14 protein-coding genes are annotated in these 16,788 nt (G+C 69.5%); 7 read left to right on the top strand and 7 right to left on the bottom strand.

The genetic code is table 11. The features are described 5' to 3' along the window. Positions 1 to 35: 35 nt before the first annotated feature. From H1D24_RS09445 to iolC, 6 genes are all read right to left on the bottom strand, one after another. Complete coding sequence (locus H1D24_RS09445; RefSeq protein ID WP_181656961.1) at positions 36 to 794, bottom strand: GntR family transcriptional regulator; 759 nt, start codon at positions 792 to 794, stop codon at positions 36 to 38. Between the two features lie 119 nt (positions 795 to 913). Beyond that, the gene (locus H1D24_RS09440) at positions 914 to 2,407 is read right to left on the bottom strand and encodes a CoA-acylating methylmalonate-semialdehyde dehydrogenase (RefSeq protein WP_181656960.1); all 1,494 of its coding nucleotides are present in this window, start codon (positions 2,405 to 2,407) and stop codon (positions 914 to 916) included. A gap of 262 nt (positions 2,408 to 2,669) precedes the next feature. Further along, complete coding sequence (gene iolD, locus H1D24_RS09435) at positions 2,670 to 4,556, bottom strand: 3D-(3,5/4)-trihydroxycyclohexane-1,2-dione acylhydrolase (decyclizing) (RefSeq protein WP_181656959.1); 1,887 nt, start codon at positions 4,554 to 4,556, stop codon at positions 2,670 to 2,672. A 7-nt stretch (positions 4,557 to 4,563) separates the two neighbouring features. Further along, on the bottom strand, positions 4,564 to 5,499 hold the full coding sequence (gene iolB / locus H1D24_RS09430; protein ID WP_181656958.1) for a 5-deoxy-glucuronate isomerase: 936 nt from the start codon (positions 5,497 to 5,499) through the stop codon (positions 4,564 to 4,566). A gap of 130 nt (positions 5,500 to 5,629) precedes the next feature. After that, positions 5,630 to 6,508 carry a Cgl0159 family (beta/alpha)8-fold protein gene (locus tag H1D24_RS09425; protein WP_181656957.1) on the bottom strand — a complete coding sequence of 293 codons (879 nt, stop codon included), beginning with the start codon at positions 6,506 to 6,508 and terminating at the stop codon, positions 5,630 to 5,632. Positions 6,509 to 6,539: 31 nt separating this feature from the next. Beyond that, positions 6,540 to 7,496: a 5-dehydro-2-deoxygluconokinase gene (iolC, locus tag H1D24_RS09420; protein WP_181656956.1), complete on the bottom strand. Its 957-nt coding sequence runs from the start codon at positions 7,494 to 7,496 to the stop codon at positions 6,540 to 6,542. A 294-nt stretch (positions 7,497 to 7,790) separates the two neighbouring features. Here iolC and H1D24_RS09415 point away from each other — a divergent pair, with 294 nt between their 5' ends. The 5 genes from H1D24_RS09415 to H1D24_RS09395 are packed head-to-tail and all read left to right on the top strand — an operon-like array spanning position 7,791 to position 12,840. Next, on the top strand, positions 7,791 to 8,810 hold the full coding sequence (locus H1D24_RS09415; RefSeq protein WP_181656955.1) for a sugar ABC transporter substrate-binding protein: 1,020 nt from the start codon (positions 7,791 to 7,793) through the stop codon (positions 8,808 to 8,810). A 5-nt stretch (positions 8,811 to 8,815) separates the two neighbouring features. Then, positions 8,816 to 9,889: an ABC transporter permease gene (locus H1D24_RS09410; protein ID WP_181656954.1), complete on the top strand. Its 1,074-nt coding sequence runs from the start codon at positions 8,816 to 8,818 to the stop codon at positions 9,887 to 9,889. 9 nt (positions 9,890 to 9,898) lie between these two features. Continuing rightward, positions 9,899 to 10,828 carry an ATP-binding cassette domain-containing protein gene (locus tag H1D24_RS09405; protein ID WP_181656953.1) on the top strand — a complete coding sequence of 310 codons (930 nt, stop codon included), beginning with the start codon at positions 9,899 to 9,901 and terminating at the stop codon, positions 10,826 to 10,828. A 43-nt stretch (positions 10,829 to 10,871) separates the two neighbouring features. Then, the gene (locus H1D24_RS09400) at positions 10,872 to 11,792 is read left to right on the top strand and encodes a sugar phosphate isomerase/epimerase family protein (protein WP_181656952.1); all 921 of its coding nucleotides are present in this window, start codon (positions 10,872 to 10,874) and stop codon (positions 11,790 to 11,792) included. A 28-nt stretch (positions 11,793 to 11,820) separates the two neighbouring features. Then, positions 11,821 to 12,840: a Gfo/Idh/MocA family protein gene (locus H1D24_RS09395; RefSeq protein WP_181656951.1), complete on the top strand. Its 1,020-nt coding sequence runs from the start codon at positions 11,821 to 11,823 to the stop codon at positions 12,838 to 12,840. Positions 12,841 to 12,869: 29 nt separating this feature from the next. Here the strand turns inward: H1D24_RS09395 and H1D24_RS09390 are convergent, their stop codons facing one another. Next, the gene (locus tag H1D24_RS09390) at positions 12,870 to 14,225 is read right to left on the bottom strand and encodes a UDP-glucose dehydrogenase family protein (protein ID WP_181656950.1); all 1,356 of its coding nucleotides are present in this window, start codon (positions 14,223 to 14,225) and stop codon (positions 12,870 to 12,872) included. A gap of 402 nt (positions 14,226 to 14,627) precedes the next feature. Between H1D24_RS09390 and H1D24_RS09385 the strand changes: the two genes are divergently transcribed. Continuing rightward, complete coding sequence (locus H1D24_RS09385) at positions 14,628 to 15,686, top strand: right-handed parallel beta-helix repeat-containing protein (RefSeq protein WP_181656949.1); 1,059 nt, start codon at positions 14,628 to 14,630, stop codon at positions 15,684 to 15,686. Between the two features lie 44 nt (positions 15,687 to 15,730). Further along, positions 15,731 to 16,777, top strand: coding sequence for a methyltransferase (locus H1D24_RS09380; protein WP_181656948.1), 1,047 nt, complete (start codon positions 15,731 to 15,733; stop codon positions 16,775 to 16,777). The last annotated feature ends 11 nt before the right edge of the window (positions 16,778 to 16,788 follow it).

The raw sequence follows: 16,788 nt of genomic DNA, 5'->3' as shown, positions 1-16,788 counted from the left end.
ACAGACAAGAGGCGGGACCTGGTTCTCCCTGCCCGTCAGGACCGGACCAGCAGCTGGAACTCGAACGCGTAGCGCGAGGCGCGGTAGATGTGGGTGCCGTACTCGACGATACGGCCGGTGGAGTCGTAAGCCGTGCGCTGCATCGTGAGCAGGGCGGCCCCCTCCGTCTCCTCGAGACGCTCGGCCTCATCGACGGTGGCGCAACGCGCGCCTATGGACTGCCGGGCACTGTGCAGGGTGATCCCGGCCGAACGCATCATGCGGTAGAGACCGGTCGCCTCCAGCTTGGCGGTGTCGAGCTGCAGCAGGCCCGCCGGGAGGAAGTTGCAGAGGAACGCCATGGGCTGGCCATGGGTCAAACGCAGCCGTTCGAGGACGATGACGTCGCTCCCCTCGGCGATGCCGAGGGCCGCCGCGACCTCGGCGGACGCCGGCTGCACCTCGTTGCGCAGTACGCGCGTGGCGGGGCTCTGCCCGGCGGCTTCCAGGTCGTCGTAGAGGCTGCTCAGCTCCAGGGGGCGCTTGACCTGGCTGTGCACCACCTGGGTGCCGACACCCCGGCGGCGTACGAGCAGGCCCTTGTCGACCAGGGACTGGATGGCCTGCCGGACCGTGGGCCGGGACAGGCCGAGCCGGCCGGCGAGTTCGATCTCGTTGCCCAGCAGGCTGCCGGGGGCCAGCGCGCCGTGCTCGATCGCCGACTCCAGCTGCTGGGCGAGCTGGTAGTAGAGCGGCACCGGGCTTGTGCGGTCCAGTGCGAAATCGAGGGAGGAGGAGGGCGCGGAAGTGGTCACGAGGGGAGGTTATCCGTCCGTCGGAGCGACAGGAAGCCCTGTCAGGCGATTTGTCCGGACAATATGCATCCGTCGGGGGTGCCGGGCGGCTGTGTGCGCCGCCCGGCGCCGCCGCGGCCTCAGGAGTGGCTGGGGAAGCCGAGGTTGATGCCGCCGTCGGAGGGGTCCGGCCAGCGGGTGGTGATCACCTTGCCCTGGGTGTAGAAGGCGATGCCGTCGTTGCCGTAGATGTGGTGGTCGCCGAAGAGCGAGTCCTTCCAGCCGCCGAAGGAGTGGTAGCCGACCGGCACCGGGATGGGGACGTTGACGCCGACCATGCCGGCCTGGACCTCGAGCTGGAAGCGGCGGGCGGCGCCGCCGTCCCGCGTGAAGATCGCGGTGCCGTTGCCCCAGCGGGAGCTGTTGATCAGCTTGATCGCGTCGTCGTAGGTATCCGCCCGTACGACGCACAGGACCGGACCGAAGATCTCGTCCCGGTACGCGTCCGCGGTGACCGGCACCCTGTCCAGGAGTGAGACGCCGAGGAAGAACCCGTCCTCGTGGTCCTCTACGCGCAAGCCGGTGCCGTCGACGACGACCTCGGCACCCTGCTCGGCCGCGGACGTGACGTACGAGGCCACCTTGTCGCGGTGCTCGCGGGTGATCAGCGGGCCCATCTCGCTCGACGGATCCGTGCCCGGACCGATCTTCAGGCCCTTGGCACGCTCGGCGATCTTCCCGACGAGTTCGTCGCCGGTGTCGCCGACCGCGACCACGACCGACACGGCCATGCAGCGCTCACCGGCCGATCCGTAGGCGGCGTTGATGGCCTGGTCGGCGGCGAAGTCGAGGTCGGCGTCCGGCAGCACCAGCATGTGGTTCTTGGCGCCGCCCAGCGCCTGGACGCGCTTGCCGTGTTCGACGGCCTTGAGCTGGATGTACTTCGCGATCGGCGTCGAGCCGACGAACGACACCGCCGCGACGTCCGGGTGCTCGAGGAGCCGGTCCACGGCAACCTTGTCGCCCTGGACGATGTTGAGCACACCGTCCGGCAGCCCGGCCTGGGAGGCCAGCTCCGCCAGCAGATACGAGGCCGAGGGGTCCTTCTCGCTCGGCTTGAGGACGAAGGTGTTGCCGCAGGCGATCGCGAGGGGGAACATCCACATCGGCACCATCGCCGGGAAGTTGAACGGCGTGATGCCCGCCACCACGCCCAGCGGCTGGCGGATCGAGGCGACGTCGACCCGGGTGGAGACCTGGGTCGACAGCTCGCCCTTCAGCTTCTCCGGGATGGCGCAGGCCAGCTCCACGATCTCCATGCCGCGCGCGACCTCGCCGAGCGCGTCCGAGTGCACCTTGCCGTGCTCGGCGGTGATCAGCGCGGCGATCTCGTCGCGGTGCGCGTCCAGGAGCTCGCGGTACTTGAACAGGAAGGCGGTGCGCTTGGCGAGGGAGGCCGTGCCCCAGCTCTCGAACGCGGCCTTGGCGTGGGCGACGGCGGCGTCCACCTCGTCGACCGTGGCGAAGGCGATCTGCTTCTCCTGGGCGCCGGTGGCCGGGTTGAACACGGGGCCGAAGCGGCCGGACGTGCCCTCGACGGGCTTCCCGCCGATCCAGTGGTTGATGGTCTTCATGTTCTTGCGGGGCCTTTCGTGGGGCGGGAGGGTCGGGGGTCCGAGGGCGGCCGGGCCTTGTGGTGCCGGATCCGATGGCGCAGGTCGGGCGAAGTCCGCTGCGGTTCGGCAGCGCCCCCGAAGGGGCGCGGGGCTGTATCGACATGCGGCTCCGCCGCGATGGGGGTCCCCCCTGTTCGAGCGCAGTCGAGAACTTGGGGGAGCGACCAGCCACGACGGTGCCGCAGACGGCCGACGGCACATCGCGGCACTTCCAGCGGAGCTAGAGGTGGCGGCGGATGTCGGCGGCGTGCTGGTCGTAGGTCTTGCGGGCTTCGACGGCCGCCTCGCGGGATGCGACCTCGGCGACCGGCACGTCCCACCACGCCTCGGCGCCGGGCGCGTTGGGGTTGCTGGTGTCGGTCTCGACGTAGACGCAGGTCGGCCGGTCCGAGGCGCGGGCCGCGGTCAGGGCCTCGCGCAGCTCGCCCACTGTCTTGGCGCGAATGACGTCCATGCCGAGGCTGGCGGCGTTGGCGGCCAGGTCGACGGGCAGCGGATCGCCGGTGAAGGTGCCGTCGGCGGCGCGGTAGCGGTAGGCGGTGGCGAAGCGCTCGCCGCCGGTTGCCTCGGACAGTCCGCCGATGGAGGCGTAGCCGTGGTTCTGGATGAGGACCATGTTGACCGGCAGGCCCTCCTGCACGGCGGTCACGATCTCGGTGGGCATCATCAGGTACGTGCCGTCGCCGACCAGCGACCAGACGGGGGTGTCCGGTGCGGCGAGCTGGACGCCGATGCCGCCGGGGATCTCGTAGCCCATGCAGGAGTAGCCGTACTCCAGGTGGTACTGGCGTGGCGAGCGGGCGCGCCACAGCTTGTGCAGGTCGCCCGGGAGCGAGCCGGCGGCGTTGATGACCACGTCGTCGTCGCCGACGACGGAGTCGAGGACGCCGAGCACCTGGGTCTGGGTGGGGACGGCGGAGTCGTCGTCGGCCCGGTAGGCGGCGTCCACGACGCGCTCCCAGCGCTCCTTGCCGGCGGCGTACTCGGCCTCGTACGACGCGTCCACGCGGTACTCGGCCAGCGCGTCGGAGAGCGCTTCCAGCGCGGCGCGGGCGTCGGCGACGACGGTCGTCGCGGCCAGCTTGTGGGCGTCGAAGGGCGTGATGTTGAGGTTGAGGAAGCGAACCCCCGGCTCGGCGAAGAGCGTGTTCGAGGCGGTGGTGAAGTCTGTGTAGCGCGTGCCGACGCCGATGACCAGGTCGGCGGTGCGAGCGATGTCGTCGCAGACCGCGGTGCCGGTGTGGCCGATGCCGCCGAGGTCGGCGGGGTGGTCGTGGCGCAGGGAGCCCTTGCCGGCCTGGGTGGAGGCGACGGGAATGCCGGTGGCGTCCACCAGCGCCTTGAGAGCAATTTCGGCCTCGCTGTGGTGGACGCCGCCACCCGCGATGATCAGCGGCCTCCGGGCACCCCGTACGAGCGCGGCCGCGGCGGCGAGCTCCGCGGGATCGGGCGCCGGGCGTCGTACGTGCCAGACACGCTCGGCGAAGAACTCCTCCGGCCAGTCCCAGGCCTCGGCCTGGACGTCCTGCGGCAGGGCGAGGGTGACAGCGCCGGTCTCGGCTGGGTCGGCGAGCACCCGCATGGCGTTCAGCGAGGACGGGATCAGCGCCTCGGGCCGGTTGATCCTGTCGAAGTAGCGGGAGACCGGCCGCAGCGCGTCGTTGACCGAGATGTCCGCGGACACCGGGTGTTCGAGCTGCTGGAGCAGCGGGTCCGCGGTGCGGGTCGCGAAGTAGTCGCCGGGCAGCAACAGGACCGGGAGGCGGTTGACGGTGGCCAGGGCCGCGCCGGTCACCAGGTTGGTGGCGCCGGGGCCGATGGAGGTCGTGACGGCCTGGGCGGAGAGCCGGTTGAGCTGGCGGGCGTAGCCGACGGCGGCGTGCACCATGGCCTGCTCGTTGCGGCCCTGATGGAACGGCATGGTCTCCTCGCCGGCCTCGAGCAGCGCCTGGCCGAGCCCGGCGACGTTGCCGTGGCCGAAGATCCCCCAGGTGCCGGCGATCAGCCGGCGCCGGACGCCGTCGCGCTCGGTGTACTGCGCGGACAGGAACCGCACCAGCGCCTGGGCGACGGTCAGGCGACACACTGGCTGGCTCGGGTGGCTCATCAGTACCTCACTGGCTCTCTGAACGAACGGGGGACGGGGCGGAGTACAGGGGCAGGCGCGGGTCGACGGGCTGGTCCGCCAAGCTGCCGCGGATCCAGGCGTGGTCGGGGTGGTCGCAGATCAGCCAGTCGCGGTCGGCGCCGGGGCCCGCCATGACGTTGAGGTAGTACATGTCGTGGCCGGGCAAGGCCATGGAGGGCCCGTGCCAGCCGTCCGGGATGAGGACGACGTCGCCGCCGCGCACCTCGGCCAGTACGTCGGTGCCCTGGCCGCGGCCGGACGGGGAGACGCGCTGGTAGCCGAGGCCGGGGGTGCCGTCGTGGTCGGCGATCTCGAAGTAGTAGATCTCCTCGAGTTCGGACTCCTCGCCCGGGCGGTGCTCGTCGTGCTTGTGCGGCGGGAACGAGGACCAGTTGCCGCCCGGCGTGATCACCTCCACGGCGATCAGCTTGTCGCACTCGAAACCGTATCCATCATCGCCTCCGGCGGGGGCGGCAGCGCCGAAGTTGTTCACCTGGCGGCTGCAGTTGCCGGTGCCGCGCAGCTCGACGGGCACGGCGGAGGCCGGGCCGTAGCGGGCGGGCAGGCGGCGGGTGCAGCGGGCGCCGGTCAGGGCGAACCGCCCGCCTGCGCCGGAAGCGATGGTCGCGTGGCTGTCGCGCGGTGCGTACACGAAGTCGGTGACGCCGCTGAACACGCTCTCCCGACCGTGCAGTTCAAAGCTCTCGCCCTCGCAGACCACGGTGCAGCCGCCGCTGAGCGGGAGCACGATCCACTCGCTGTCCTCGGTGGCGAAGGTGTGTGAGCCACCGGGGGGGAGTTCGAGGATGCGCAGGCTGGAGTAGCCCCAGCCGGCCGTCTCGGGGCTGATGTCCACGGTGTACGGGCCGCCCGTGGCCTTCCCCGTGGGCAGGTGGTACTGCCGGTGCTGCGCGGCGGTCATGATGTGGCTCCTCCGGGTGCGTTCACGACGGGCGATCGGTTCACAACAGGCGATCGGTTCACAACAGGTGATCGGTTCACAAGGGGCGATCAGTTCACAACAGCCGGTGGGTTCTCCACCGGCGATTGCTTCACAGCAGGCCGACGGCGGTGTCCACCGCGGTCTCCACACTGCCTTCGGCCGGGTAGAGCAGCGACCGGCCGACGACCAGCCCCTGGACGGTGGGCTGCCGCAGCGCCTTGCGCCACTTCTCGTACGCGCCCTCCTGGTCCCTGCCCACTTCGCCGCCGAGCAGCACGACGGGCAGCGTGGAGGTCTCAAGGACCTCGGCCATGTCGTCGGGGTCCTCCGTGACGGGCAGTTTCAGCCACGTGTAAGCGGACGTGCCGGCCAGACCCGAGGCGATGGCGATGGACCGGGTGACGGCCTCGGCGCTCAGATCGTTGCGTACGGCCCCGTCGACGCGGCGCGAGATGAACGGCTCCACGAAGACGGGCAGCCTGAGCGCGGCCATGTCGTCTATGGCGCGGGCGGTGGACTGCAGAGTGGTGAGGGAGCCCGGGTCGTCGTAGTCGATGCGCAGCAGGAGCTTCCCCGCGTCGAAGCGGAACCGCTGGATGTCCTGGGGGCGGTGTCCGGTGAAGCGGTCGTCCATCTCGAACGAGGCCCCGGCCAGACCGCCGCGGTTCAGTGAGCCCATGACGATCTTGTTGTCCAGGACGCCCAGGAGCAGCAGGTCCTCAAGGATGTCGGCGGTCGCGAGGACGCCGTCGACGCCGGGCCTGGACAGCGCGATGCAGAGCCGTTCCAGCAGGTCGGCCCGGTTGGCCATGGCCAGGCGCCGGTCGCCGACACCGAGCGCGCCGCGCGCCGGATGGTCGGCGGCCACGATCATGAGGCGGCCGCTCTCCCCGATCAGGGGGCGGCGGGTGCGATGGGCTGCCGCTTCGGCGATCGCTTCAGGCTGCCGGGCCCGCATCGTGACGATGTCGGGGATGCTGATGGCCAAGGGAGGCTCCCTTTCTTCCGTTCGGTGGAGGTCAGCTGCGCGCGATCAGCTGTTCGACCTCGGCCGAGGTCGGCATCGCGGAGGAGCAGGCGAGGCGGGAGGCGACGATGGCTCCGGCGGCATTGGCATGGCGCATCACCTTCTCCAGCTCCCAGTTGGCGAGCAGACCGTGGCAGAGGGAACCGCCGAAGGCGTCGCCCGCGCCGAGGCCGTTGACGACCTCGACGGGCACGGGCGGGACCTCGGCCGTGGTGCCGTCGCGGTGCACGGCGAGCACGCCCTTGGGGCCCTGCTTGACGACGGCGAGTTCCACGCCGGCGTCCAGCAACGCCTGGGCGCAGGCACGCGGTTCGCGTACGCCGGTGGCGACCTCGCACTCGTCGAGGTTGCCGACGGCGACCGTGACGTGGCGCAGCGCCTCGGCGTAGTGGGGTCGGGCCTCGTCGGGATTGCGCCAGAACATCGGGCGCCAGTCGAGGTCGAAGACGGTGATACCGGACTTGGCGCGGGCCTCGAGCGCGGCAAGGGTGGCGGAGCGGCTGGGCTCCTCGCTCAGCCCGGTGCCGGTGATCCAGAAGATACGGGCCGCGCGGATGGCGTCGAGGTCGAGCTCTTCGGTCCTGATCTCCAGGTCGGGGGCCTTGGGCTGCCGGTAGAAGTACAGCGGGAAGTCGTCCGGCGGGAAGATCTCGCAGAAGGTGACCGGCGTCGGGTATGCGTCGACCGGTGTGACCCAGCGGTCGTCGACGCCGAACTCCTTGAGCGCCTGGCGGACGTATGTGCCGAAGGGGTCCCGGCCGGTGCGGCTGATCACCGCGGTGGAGCAGCCCCGGCGCGCGGCGGCCACCGCCACGTTGGTCGCCGAACCGCCGAGGAATTTTCCGAAGGTCTCAACCTCTGGCAGGGGAACACCCGTCTGCAGGGGGTAGATATCAACGCCGATGCGGCCCATGGTGATCAGATCAAACGGCTCGAACGATTCAGCCATGCGCGACGCTCCTAGGAGGGGGGTACAGGTGTCCGGGGCAACCCGGCACTGCCGGGGCGTAGCCCCTGGCGTCTCATAGGTGTAGGTCTCACAGCGAGCAGGTGTCAATAGTTTGTTCTGACATTCGAACCTGAACGTGAAATGATGTCTTAACAAAGTATTGACAGTGGGGCGCACCACGGGCTTGTATCCCATCCCAGCGAAACAGCCGCGTCATCGGTACGAACGACCCGGGCCTCCCAGCCCAGGCCGCTACCCCCCAACCCCCTCTGTCACACAGTGAGGTGCCGGAAGATGGACCGCACGTCCCGCCGCCGTCCCCGTAGATACGCCGCAATCGCCGCCGCAACCGCGGCTGCAGCGCTCCTCGCCGCAGGATGCTCCAGCAGCTCCGGCGGCAAGCAGGCCGAGGAGGACAGCGGGACCGCCTCGGCAGGCAAGGCCAGCACTCCCCGTATGACGGTCGCGCTGGTCACCCACCAGGCCCCCGGCGACACGTTCTGGGACATCGTCCGCAAGGGCGCCGAGGCCGCCGCCGCCAAGGACAACGTCAAGCTGATCTACTCCAGTGACCCGAACGCCGGCACCCAGGCCAACTTCGTCCAGAACGCCATCGACCAGAAGGTCGACGGCATCGCGGTCACCCTCGCCAAGCCGGACGCCATGAAGGACGTCGTGGCCAAGGCGACGAAGGCGGGCATACCCGTGGTCGGCCTCAACTCCGGCGTGGACGACTGGAAGTCCCTGGGCCTGATGGAGTACTTCGGCCAGGACGAGGGCGTCGCCGGTGAGGCACTCGGCAACAAGCTCAACGAGACGGGGGCGAAGAACGCCGTCTGTGTGATCCAGGAGCAGGGCCACGTCGGCCTGGAGGCGCGCTGCGCGGGTGTGAAGAAGACCTTCAAGGGCAAGACGGAGAACCTCTACGTCAACGGCACCGACATGCCGTCCGTGAAGTCGACGATCACGGCCAAGCTCAAGCAGGACAGCTCCATCGACGAGGTCGTCACGCTCGGTGCTCCGTTCGCGCTGACGGCGGTGCAGTCGGTTTCCGACGCGGGCAGCGAGGCCAAGGTCGCCACCTTCGACCTCAACAAGGAGCTGACCAGCGCCATCAAGGACGGCGACATCGAGTTCGCCGTGGACCAGCAGCCCTATCTGCAGGGCTACCTGGCGGTCGACTCGCTGTGGCTCTACAAGAACAACGGCAACTACATGGGCGGCGGCGAGGCCCCGGTGCTGACCGGTCCGGCGTTCGTCGACAAGAGCAACGTCGACACCGTCGCCGAGTTCGCCGCGAAGGGCACCCGGTGAGGACGATGACCCAAGCAACGGCACCGGCGACGAGTCCCTCGTCGCCGGCCTCGCCGGCCGCCCCCAAGGACGGCCGCACCGCCCAGCGGTCCCTGGGGCGCAGGCTGCTGGCCCGCCCCGAGGTCGGCGCGCTGATCGCCGCCGTCGGCGTCTACATCTTCTTCTTCGCCGCCGCCCCCTCCTTCCGCGATGCGAGCGCCCTGTCCACCGTGCTCTACCAGGCCTCGGTGATGGGCATCATGGCGCTGCCGGTGGCCCTGCTGATGATCGGCGGCGAGTTCGACCTGTCGGCCGGTGTCGCGGTGACCACGTCGGCGCTCACCGCGGCCATCCTCAGCTTCCAGCTGTCGCTGAACGTGTGGACCGGCGTGATCGTCGCGCTGGTCTTCTCCCTCGCCGTCGGCGCGTTCAACGGCTTCCTGCTGATCAAGACCGGACTGCCCAGCTTCCTGGTGACACTCGGCTCCTTCCTGATCCTGCAGGGCGCCAACCTCGCCGTCACGAAGATCTTCACCGGCAACGTCGCCAGCGACTCCGTCAGCGACATGGACGGCTTCGACCAGGCCAAGAGCGTCTTCGCGTCCGAGTTCAGCATCGGCGGCGTCAACTTCAAGATCACCATCGTCTACTGGCTTGTCTTCGCCGCCATCGCGACCTGGCTGCTGCTGCGCACCAAGTTCGGCAACTGGATCTTCGCGGTCGGCGGCAACAAGGACAGCGCCCGCGCGGTCGGCGTCCCCGTCAACCTCACGAAGATCGCCCTGTTCATGGGCGTCGGCGCCGGCGCCTGGTTCGTCGGTATGCACTTGCTGTTCTCGTTCAACACCGTGCAGTCCGGCGAGGGCGTCGGCAACGAGTTCCTGTACATCATCGCCGCGGTCATCGGCGGCTGTCTGCTCACCGGCGGCTACGGCTCCGCCATCGGCCCCGTCATCGGCGCCTTCATCTTCGGCATGGTCTCCCAGGGCATCGTCTACGCCAACTGGAACCCCGACTGGTTCAAGGCCTTCCTCGGCGTGATGCTCCTCGTTGCCGCCCTCGTCAATCTGTGGGTCCGCCGCACGGCGACCCGGAGGTGATCCGATCCCATGACAACCACCAACGGAGCCACGCCCGACGGAGCCGTCCTCAAGGACAGCGCCCCGCAGGACGGCACGCCCGTCGTCGAACTGCGCGGCGCCGGCAAGTCCTACGGCAACATCCGCGCCCTCCACGGCGTCGACCTCGCCGTCCACCCCGGCCAGGTCACCTGCGTCCTGGGCGACAACGGCGCCGGCAAATCCACCCTCATCAAAATCATCTCCGGACTGCACCAGCACACCGAAGGCGACTTCCTCGTCGACGGCCGGCCGGTGCGCTTCACCACCCCCCGCGAAGCCCTCGACAAGGGCATCGCCACCGTCTACCAGGACCTCGCCACCGTCCCCCTGATGCCGGTCTGGCGGAACTTCTTCCTCGGCTCCGAGATGACCAAGGGCCCCTGGCCCGTCCGCCGCCTCGACATCGAGAAGATGAAGAAGACCGCGGACGAGGAACTACGCAACATGGGCATCGTCCTGGACGACCTCGACCAGCCCATCGGCACCCTCTCCGGCGGCCAGCGCCAGTGCGTCGCCATCGCCCGCGCCGTCTACTTCGGCGCCCGCGTCCTCATACTCGACGAGCCCACCGCCGCCCTCGGCGTCAAACAGTCCGGCGTCGTGCTGAAGTACATCGCCGCAGCCCGCGACCGCGGCCTCGGCGTCATCTTCATCACCCACAATCCCCACCACGCCTATATGGTCGGCGACCACTTCTCCGTACTGCGCCTGGGCACCCTCGAGCTGTCCGCCGCCCGCAGCGAGATCACCCTCGAAGAACTCACCAACCACATGGCCGGCGGAGCCGAACTCGCCGCACTCAAGCACGAACTGGCACAGGTCCGCGGCGTCGACGTCGAGGAACTGCCGGAAGAATCCGACCTCCAGGTACCGACCCCCGCAGCCGGAGGCACGACAGCCTCCGAGGCGTCCCACTGAGCCCCTCCCCTCCCCGCCCCCCTCGGGTGAAAGGACAGTCCCGATGGCTGCCGTCAACTCCGCCCCCGCCCCCCTGGACCGCATCAGGGTGGGTTCCGCCCCGGACTCCTGGGGCGTCTGGTTCCCCGACGACCCCCAGCAGGTGCCCTGGGAGAGGTTCCTCGACGAGGTCTCAGGGGCCGGATACGAGTGGATCGAGCTGGGTCCGTACGGCTATCTGCCGACCGACCCGGCCCGGCTCACCTACGAGGTCACCAAGCGCAACCTGAAGGTCTCCGCGGGGACGGTCTTCACGGCGCTGCACCGGGGGCCCGGGGTCTGGGAGTCCACCTGGGAGCACGTCAGCGATGTCGCCAGGCTGACGCAGGCCATGGGCGCCAAGCACCTCGTGGTCATCCCCTCCTTCTGGCGGGACGACAAGACCGCCGAGATCATCGAGCCACCCGAGCTGACCGGCGAGCAGTGGGCGCACCTGACGAAGGGCATGGAGCGGCTGGGCCACGAGGTGCGGGAGCGGTTCGGCCTGGACATCGTCGTGCACCCGCACGCCGACACCCACATCGACACCGAGACGCACGTCGAGCGCTTCCTCGACTCGACCGACTCCGACCTGGTCAACCTCTGCCTCGACACGGGGCACTACGCCTACTGCGGCGGCGACAGCGTCAAGCTCATCGAGACGTTCGGCGAGCGCATCGGCTATCTGCACCTCAAGCAGGTCGACCCGGAGATCCTCGCGGACGTCGTCAAGAACGAGGTCCCCTTCGGTCCGGCCGTCCAGCGCGGTGTGATGTGCGAGCCGCCGGCCGGCGTCCCCGCCCTCGAGCCGGTGCTGGCGGCGGCGCAGGGCCTGGGGGTCGACCTCTTCGCCATCGTCGAGCAGGACATGTACCCGTGTCCTCCGGACCAGCCGCTGCCCATCGCGGTGCGCACCCGTAAGTTCCTCCGCTCCTGCGGAGCCTGACGGAACCCCACCGGAAGGGACGACAGCCATGGCCCAGCGCGGAACGCTCGGCGTTGCTGTGGTCGGCACCGGCAAGATGGGTGCCGACCATGTACGCCGCCTCCACGAGGTGACCAGCGGAGCGCGCGTGGCCGCTGTCGTGGACGTCGACGAGGTGCGGGCCGAGAAGATCGCGAACGCGATCGAGGGCTGCACCGTGTTCACCGACCCGTCCGCCGCCATGGCGGCGGACGGCGTCGACGCCGTGCTCATCGCCTCGCCGGGGCCCGCCCATGAAGCGGCCCTGCTCACGGCCCTCGAGTACGACCTTCCCGTACTGTGCGAGAAGCCGCTCACGCCCGATGCCGCCTCTGCGCTGCGCGTGCTGGAGACCGAGGTGAAGCTGGGCCACCGGCGCATCCAGGTCGGTTTCATGCGGCGGTACGACACCGAGTACATGAAGCTCAGGTCGCTGCTCACCAGCGGCTATCTGGGGCGCCCGCTGATGCTGCACAACCGGCACCGCAACGCCGCGGCGCCGGCCGGTTTCACCAGTGCGAATCTCATCAACGACTCCGTGGTGCACGAGATGGACGTGACGCGGTGGCTGCTCGGCCAGGAGATCACCGCCGTCACCGTGCTGCGCCCGGCCCCCTCCGAGAACGCCCCCGAAGGCCTGGACGACCCGCAGTTCGTCATCTTCGAGACCGACGGCGGTGCACTCGTCGACGTCGAGATCTTCGTCAACTGCGGATTCGGCTACCAGGTGCAGGCCGAGGTGGTCTGCGAGCGCGGCACGGCGAGGATCGGCGACGGCCACGCCATGGTCACGAACATGGCCGGCCGCTGGGGCGGCACCATCGCCCAGGACTTCGTGGAGCGCTTCGAGGACGCGTACGACCGTGAGGTGCAGGCCTGGGTGGACGCCACGCGGCGCGGCGAGGTGACCGGGCCCAGCACATGGGACGGATACGCGGCGGCGGCGGTCTGCGAGGCGGGCGTGCGCTCCCAGACGGACGGGGGGCGGGTGGAGGTCGAACTCGTGGAGCGCCCCGCGCTCTACGCCTGACGGCTCGGCAGTCGGTCCTGACGGTCCGTTCACGGGCCGACGACTCGCGCCCCCGTCTGCGGCGTCAGCGGTGACGTCACGTTCGTCGTGTGCGGGTACCGGTTGCCGATGCTGCGGTAGACCACGGGTGCCGCTGCCATCCGGTCGGGCAGCAGGCAGTTCTTGCCGTCGATCACGGCACGCGGGGCGGCGAGGACACCCGCCAGCGCGACCCAGTCCGCCTCGATGACCTCGGGCCATTCGGTCAGCACCACCACGGCGTTCGCGCCGTTCACCGCCGTCTCGAGGTCGGTGCAGGGCGTGGCGTCGGGGAAGAACGCGGTGAGCCGGGCCGGGGGGATCGCCGGATCCCACACCCGTACGGCCCCCGCCTGCGCCGCGAGATGCGGGATGACGGTGAGGCTGGGCGCCGCACGCACATCGTCGGTCCAGGGCTGGTAGCGCACGCCGAGCACGGCGATCTCGGAGCGCGCCAGGTCCGAGCCCAGCGTCTCCTGCAGGATCTGCGCAACGACGCGCGGCTGTTCGGTGTTGACCTGGATGGTCGCGTCGAGCAGCGGAGTCGGGACTCCCTGCTCGGCGGCCCAACGGGAGAGCGCGGCGGTGTCCTTGGGCAGACACGAGTCGCCGAAGCCGAGCCCGGGCTGCAGGAACGCATGGCCGATACGCGGGTCGAAGCCCATGCCGCGCAGCACGTCGTCGACGTCAAGACCCGGCAGGGAACACAGCCGTGCCAGCTCGTTGGCGAAGCTGATCTTCGTGGCGAGGAAGGCGTTGCTGGCGTACTTGGTCATCTCCGCGCTGGCGGGACTGGTCACCACCCAGGGGCAGGCGACGGAGCCGTACAGCCGGCGCAGCACATCGAGATGATGCTCGGAATAGACGCCGACGACCAGCCGGGCCGGGGTGAGCCAGTCGTCCAGGGCGCTGCCCTGGTTGAGGAACTCGGGGTTGTACGCGAAGCGGTCCCGCAGCTCGGGGTGGCGCGCTACGAGCGCGTCGCTGGTCCCGGGCGGCACGGTGGACTTCAGCACGACGAACGGTACGGGGACCAGGCGCGCCACGTCCTCGAGTGCCGCGTCGACATGGGAGAGGTCCGCCGCTCCCCCGGGTGCTGCCGGTGTCCCCACGGCGATCAGTACCGCGTCGAAGGGCTCGCGCCGGTGCTCTTGGCTCATCTCGGCGGCGAAGCGCAGCCGGCCGCCGGCGAGAGCGAGGGCGAGCTGTTCCGCCACTCCCGGTTCGAACAGGGGCGCCTCGCCGCGCTCGAGCACACGCAGCCTCTCCGGGTCCCGCTCGATCCCCATGACGTCGTGGCCCTGTTGCGCCATGGCGACGGAGCCCGTCAGACCGACATAGCCCTGTCCGACGACAGCGATACGCAACGGTCTTCACCCCCGTGAACGGCGCGGAACCAGGGCCTGTGTCGGAAGTGGCAGGCGCCACTTCCGACACAGGCCCTGGGTGCAGGGAGGCGCCCACTGTAAGGAGGTGACCGACGCGCCACCCGTCGGCTCACCCCGGAGGTGATCAGCTGTTCACTCCGGTGGTGTCATCACCACGCCTCTGGCCGGACGGTTCCGCGCCCGCCCGGCCAGGCCTCCAAGGTGACGCCCGCCGTCGCGTGGCGACGGCCCGTCAAAGCCCTGACAGGAGGCTTCGATACGGAGCCCGAAAGCCCGAAATCCCGGGGAGATACGGAAGCGCATTGGGCCATTTGGTCACGTAGTGCTTTCAACGGGTGACCCTGTGTGGCGAACGGGGTTGATGGAATCTAGCTTCGCCTCATGACGACTCGAAAGATCAAGTACCTCGGATGTGTCGCAGCCGTCGCGGTTTCGGGGCTCGGTGCAGCCCCGCCGGCCGCTGCCACGGCGCGTCACGTGGTGCTCCCCGGACAATCCATCCAGAAGGCGGTCGATGCCGCCCGGCCGGGGGACACCATTGTCATCGCACCCGGCACCTACCGTGAAAGCGTGCTGATCACCAAGTCCGGCCTGACGCTCCGTGGGGCGGGGAGCCGGACCGTGATCACACCCCCGAAGAGCGGAGCCGGCAACCGCTGTGCGACGGCCGGCAACGGCATGTGCGTACTGGGCACGGACGCCAAGCCCGTCCAGGGCACCACCATCCGCTCCCTCAGACTGTCCGGCTTCAAGAAGAACGCCCTGTGGGCCTCACGGACCGACCGGCTGACGGTGCAGGGCGTGATCGCCGAGAAGAACGGCCAGTGGGGCATCGCCGAGGAGCGGTCCACGCGGAGTCTGTTCTGGGGCAACATCGCCCGGGACAACGCCGAGTCGGGCCTGTTCCTCTCCAACACGATCGACACCGAGGCCGGGGCCACGGACACTCGGTCCACCGTGGTCAGGTACAACCTCCTGCAACGGAACCGCATCGGAATCACGGTCAGGCGCCTGCGGAACCTCACCGTGGCGAACAACAGCGTCACCGGGAACTGCAACGGGGTGTTCGTCGTAGGCGACGAAGGGCGGCCGCAGGCCGGGGACATGGCCATCCGGCGCAACTCGATCTATTCGAACAACAAGTACTGCGCGAAGACAGCCCGCCTGCCGTACATCCAGGGATCGGGCATCGTTCTCACCGGCGCCGAGGACATGCTCGTCGAGGGCAACATCATCCGCGGCAACGAGGGCAAGTCCACCTTCTCGGGCGGAATCGTGCTCTACAAGAGCTTCGTGGGTGCGATCAACCAGCGCAATGTCATCCGCGACAACCTGGTGCTGGGCAACACGACGGCCGACCTCGCGAACCGGGACACCGGGACCGGCAACCGCTTCAGCGGCAATGTGTGCGAGGTCTCCGAACCCGCGGGCCTGTGCTGACCGGCCGGCCGGCTCCCGCTGAACCGAGCGAATCGAGGCGCTACATGACCACGGTAACTCTCCGCCCCCAGCCGGCCACGGCCCCCCAGTCGGCCATGCAGCTGAGGGAGCTGATCTTCGGGGCGGCCTGCGCGGCGGCCGTACGCGCGACCGCCAAGCTCGGCGTCGCCGACGCGCTGGGGGACGAGCCCGCCACCGCGGAGGAACTGGCGGCCGCGCTGGGTGTCGAACCACGGCCGCTGAGGCGGCTGATGCGGGCTGTGTCCTGCTACGGCATCTTCGCCGAGACCGAGGACGGCAGGTTCGTCCACACCCCCATGTCGCGACTGCTGCGGGACGACGATCCGAACAGCCTGCGCTTCATCTCCCTGTGGTGCACGGAACCCTGGACCTGGGCCGCCTGGCCGCGGCTCGACGAGGCGGTGCGGTCGGGCGGCAGCGTCTTCCACGACCTGTTCGGCAAGGGGTTCTTCGACTACCTGCACGAGGACGCGCACGAATCGGCCCATGTGTTCAACCGGGCCATGACCACATCCAGCATGCAGTCGGCGCGGGACCTCGTCGAACTGCTCGACATGACAGGGGTGTCGACAGTCGCCGACATCGGCGGCGGCCAGGGGCACGTCGTGGCGGGACTCCTTGAGAAGTACCCGCACATGCGGGGCACCCTGCTCGATCTGCCGCGCGTGGTGGAGAAGGCGGATGCGCGGCTGCGCGAGGGCGGTCCCCTCGCGGACCGGGCTGTCATCGTCGGCGGCGACTGCCGGGAGGACATCCCGGTCGAGGCCGATCTCTACATCATCAAGAACATCCTCGAGTGGGACGACGACAGCACCCGCAGGACCCTGCGGAACGTCATGGCGGCGGCCAGACCCGGCGCCAGGGTGGTGATCATCGAGAACATCGTCGACGACACCCCGTCGATGAAGTTCACCACGTCCATGGACCTGCTGCTGCTCCTCAACGTCGGCGGAGCCAAGCACACCAAGGAAAGCCTGGTCACCCGCATGAAGGAGGCCGGTCTGACGGTGGGTGAGATCCGGGAGGTCAACCCGTATCTGCACGCCTTCGAATGCACCGTCCCGAGCTGACCGGCGCTGCA

Origin of the sequence: Streptomyces himalayensis subsp. himalayensis (assembly GCF_013778455.1) — a bacterium.
In the GTDB taxonomy this organism is placed as follows: Bacteria; Actinomycetota; Actinomycetes; order Streptomycetales; family Streptomycetaceae; genus Streptomyces; species Streptomyces himalayensis.
Note: the sequence above shows the minus strand (reverse complement) of the source record. Positions and strands in the feature narration are given on the sequence as shown.

Excerpts from the sequence above, each read along its gene's own strand:
- H1D24_RS09385 (WP_181656949.1), top strand. The coding sequence starts at position 14,628 with ATGACGACTCGAAAGATCAAGTACCTCGGATGTGTCGCAGCCGTCGCG.
- iolC (WP_181656956.1), bottom strand. The coding sequence starts at position 7,496 with ATGGCTGAATCGTTCGAGCCGTTTGATCTGATCACCATGGGCCGCATC.
- H1D24_RS09440 (WP_181656960.1), bottom strand. The coding sequence starts at position 2,407 with ATGAAGACCATCAACCACTGGATCGGCGGGAAGCCCGTCGAGGGCACG.
- H1D24_RS09410 (WP_181656954.1), top strand. The coding sequence starts at position 8,816 with ATGACCCAAGCAACGGCACCGGCGACGAGTCCCTCGTCGCCGGCCTCG.
- H1D24_RS09415 (WP_181656955.1), top strand. The coding sequence starts at position 7,791 with ATGGACCGCACGTCCCGCCGCCGTCCCCGTAGATACGCCGCAATCGCC.
- iolD (WP_181656959.1), bottom strand. The coding sequence starts at position 4,556 with ATGAGCCACCCGAGCCAGCCAGTGTGTCGCCTGACCGTCGCCCAGGCG.
- H1D24_RS09380 (WP_181656948.1), top strand. The coding sequence starts at position 15,731 with ATGACCACGGTAACTCTCCGCCCCCAGCCGGCCACGGCCCCCCAGTCG.
- iolB (WP_181656958.1), bottom strand. The coding sequence starts at position 5,499 with ATGACCGCCGCGCAGCACCGGCAGTACCACCTGCCCACGGGGAAGGCC.
- H1D24_RS09405 (WP_181656953.1), top strand. The coding sequence starts at position 9,899 with ATGACAACCACCAACGGAGCCACGCCCGACGGAGCCGTCCTCAAGGAC.
- H1D24_RS09400 (WP_181656952.1), top strand. The coding sequence starts at position 10,872 with ATGGCTGCCGTCAACTCCGCCCCCGCCCCCCTGGACCGCATCAGGGTG.
- H1D24_RS09395 (WP_181656951.1), top strand. The coding sequence starts at position 11,821 with ATGGCCCAGCGCGGAACGCTCGGCGTTGCTGTGGTCGGCACCGGCAAG.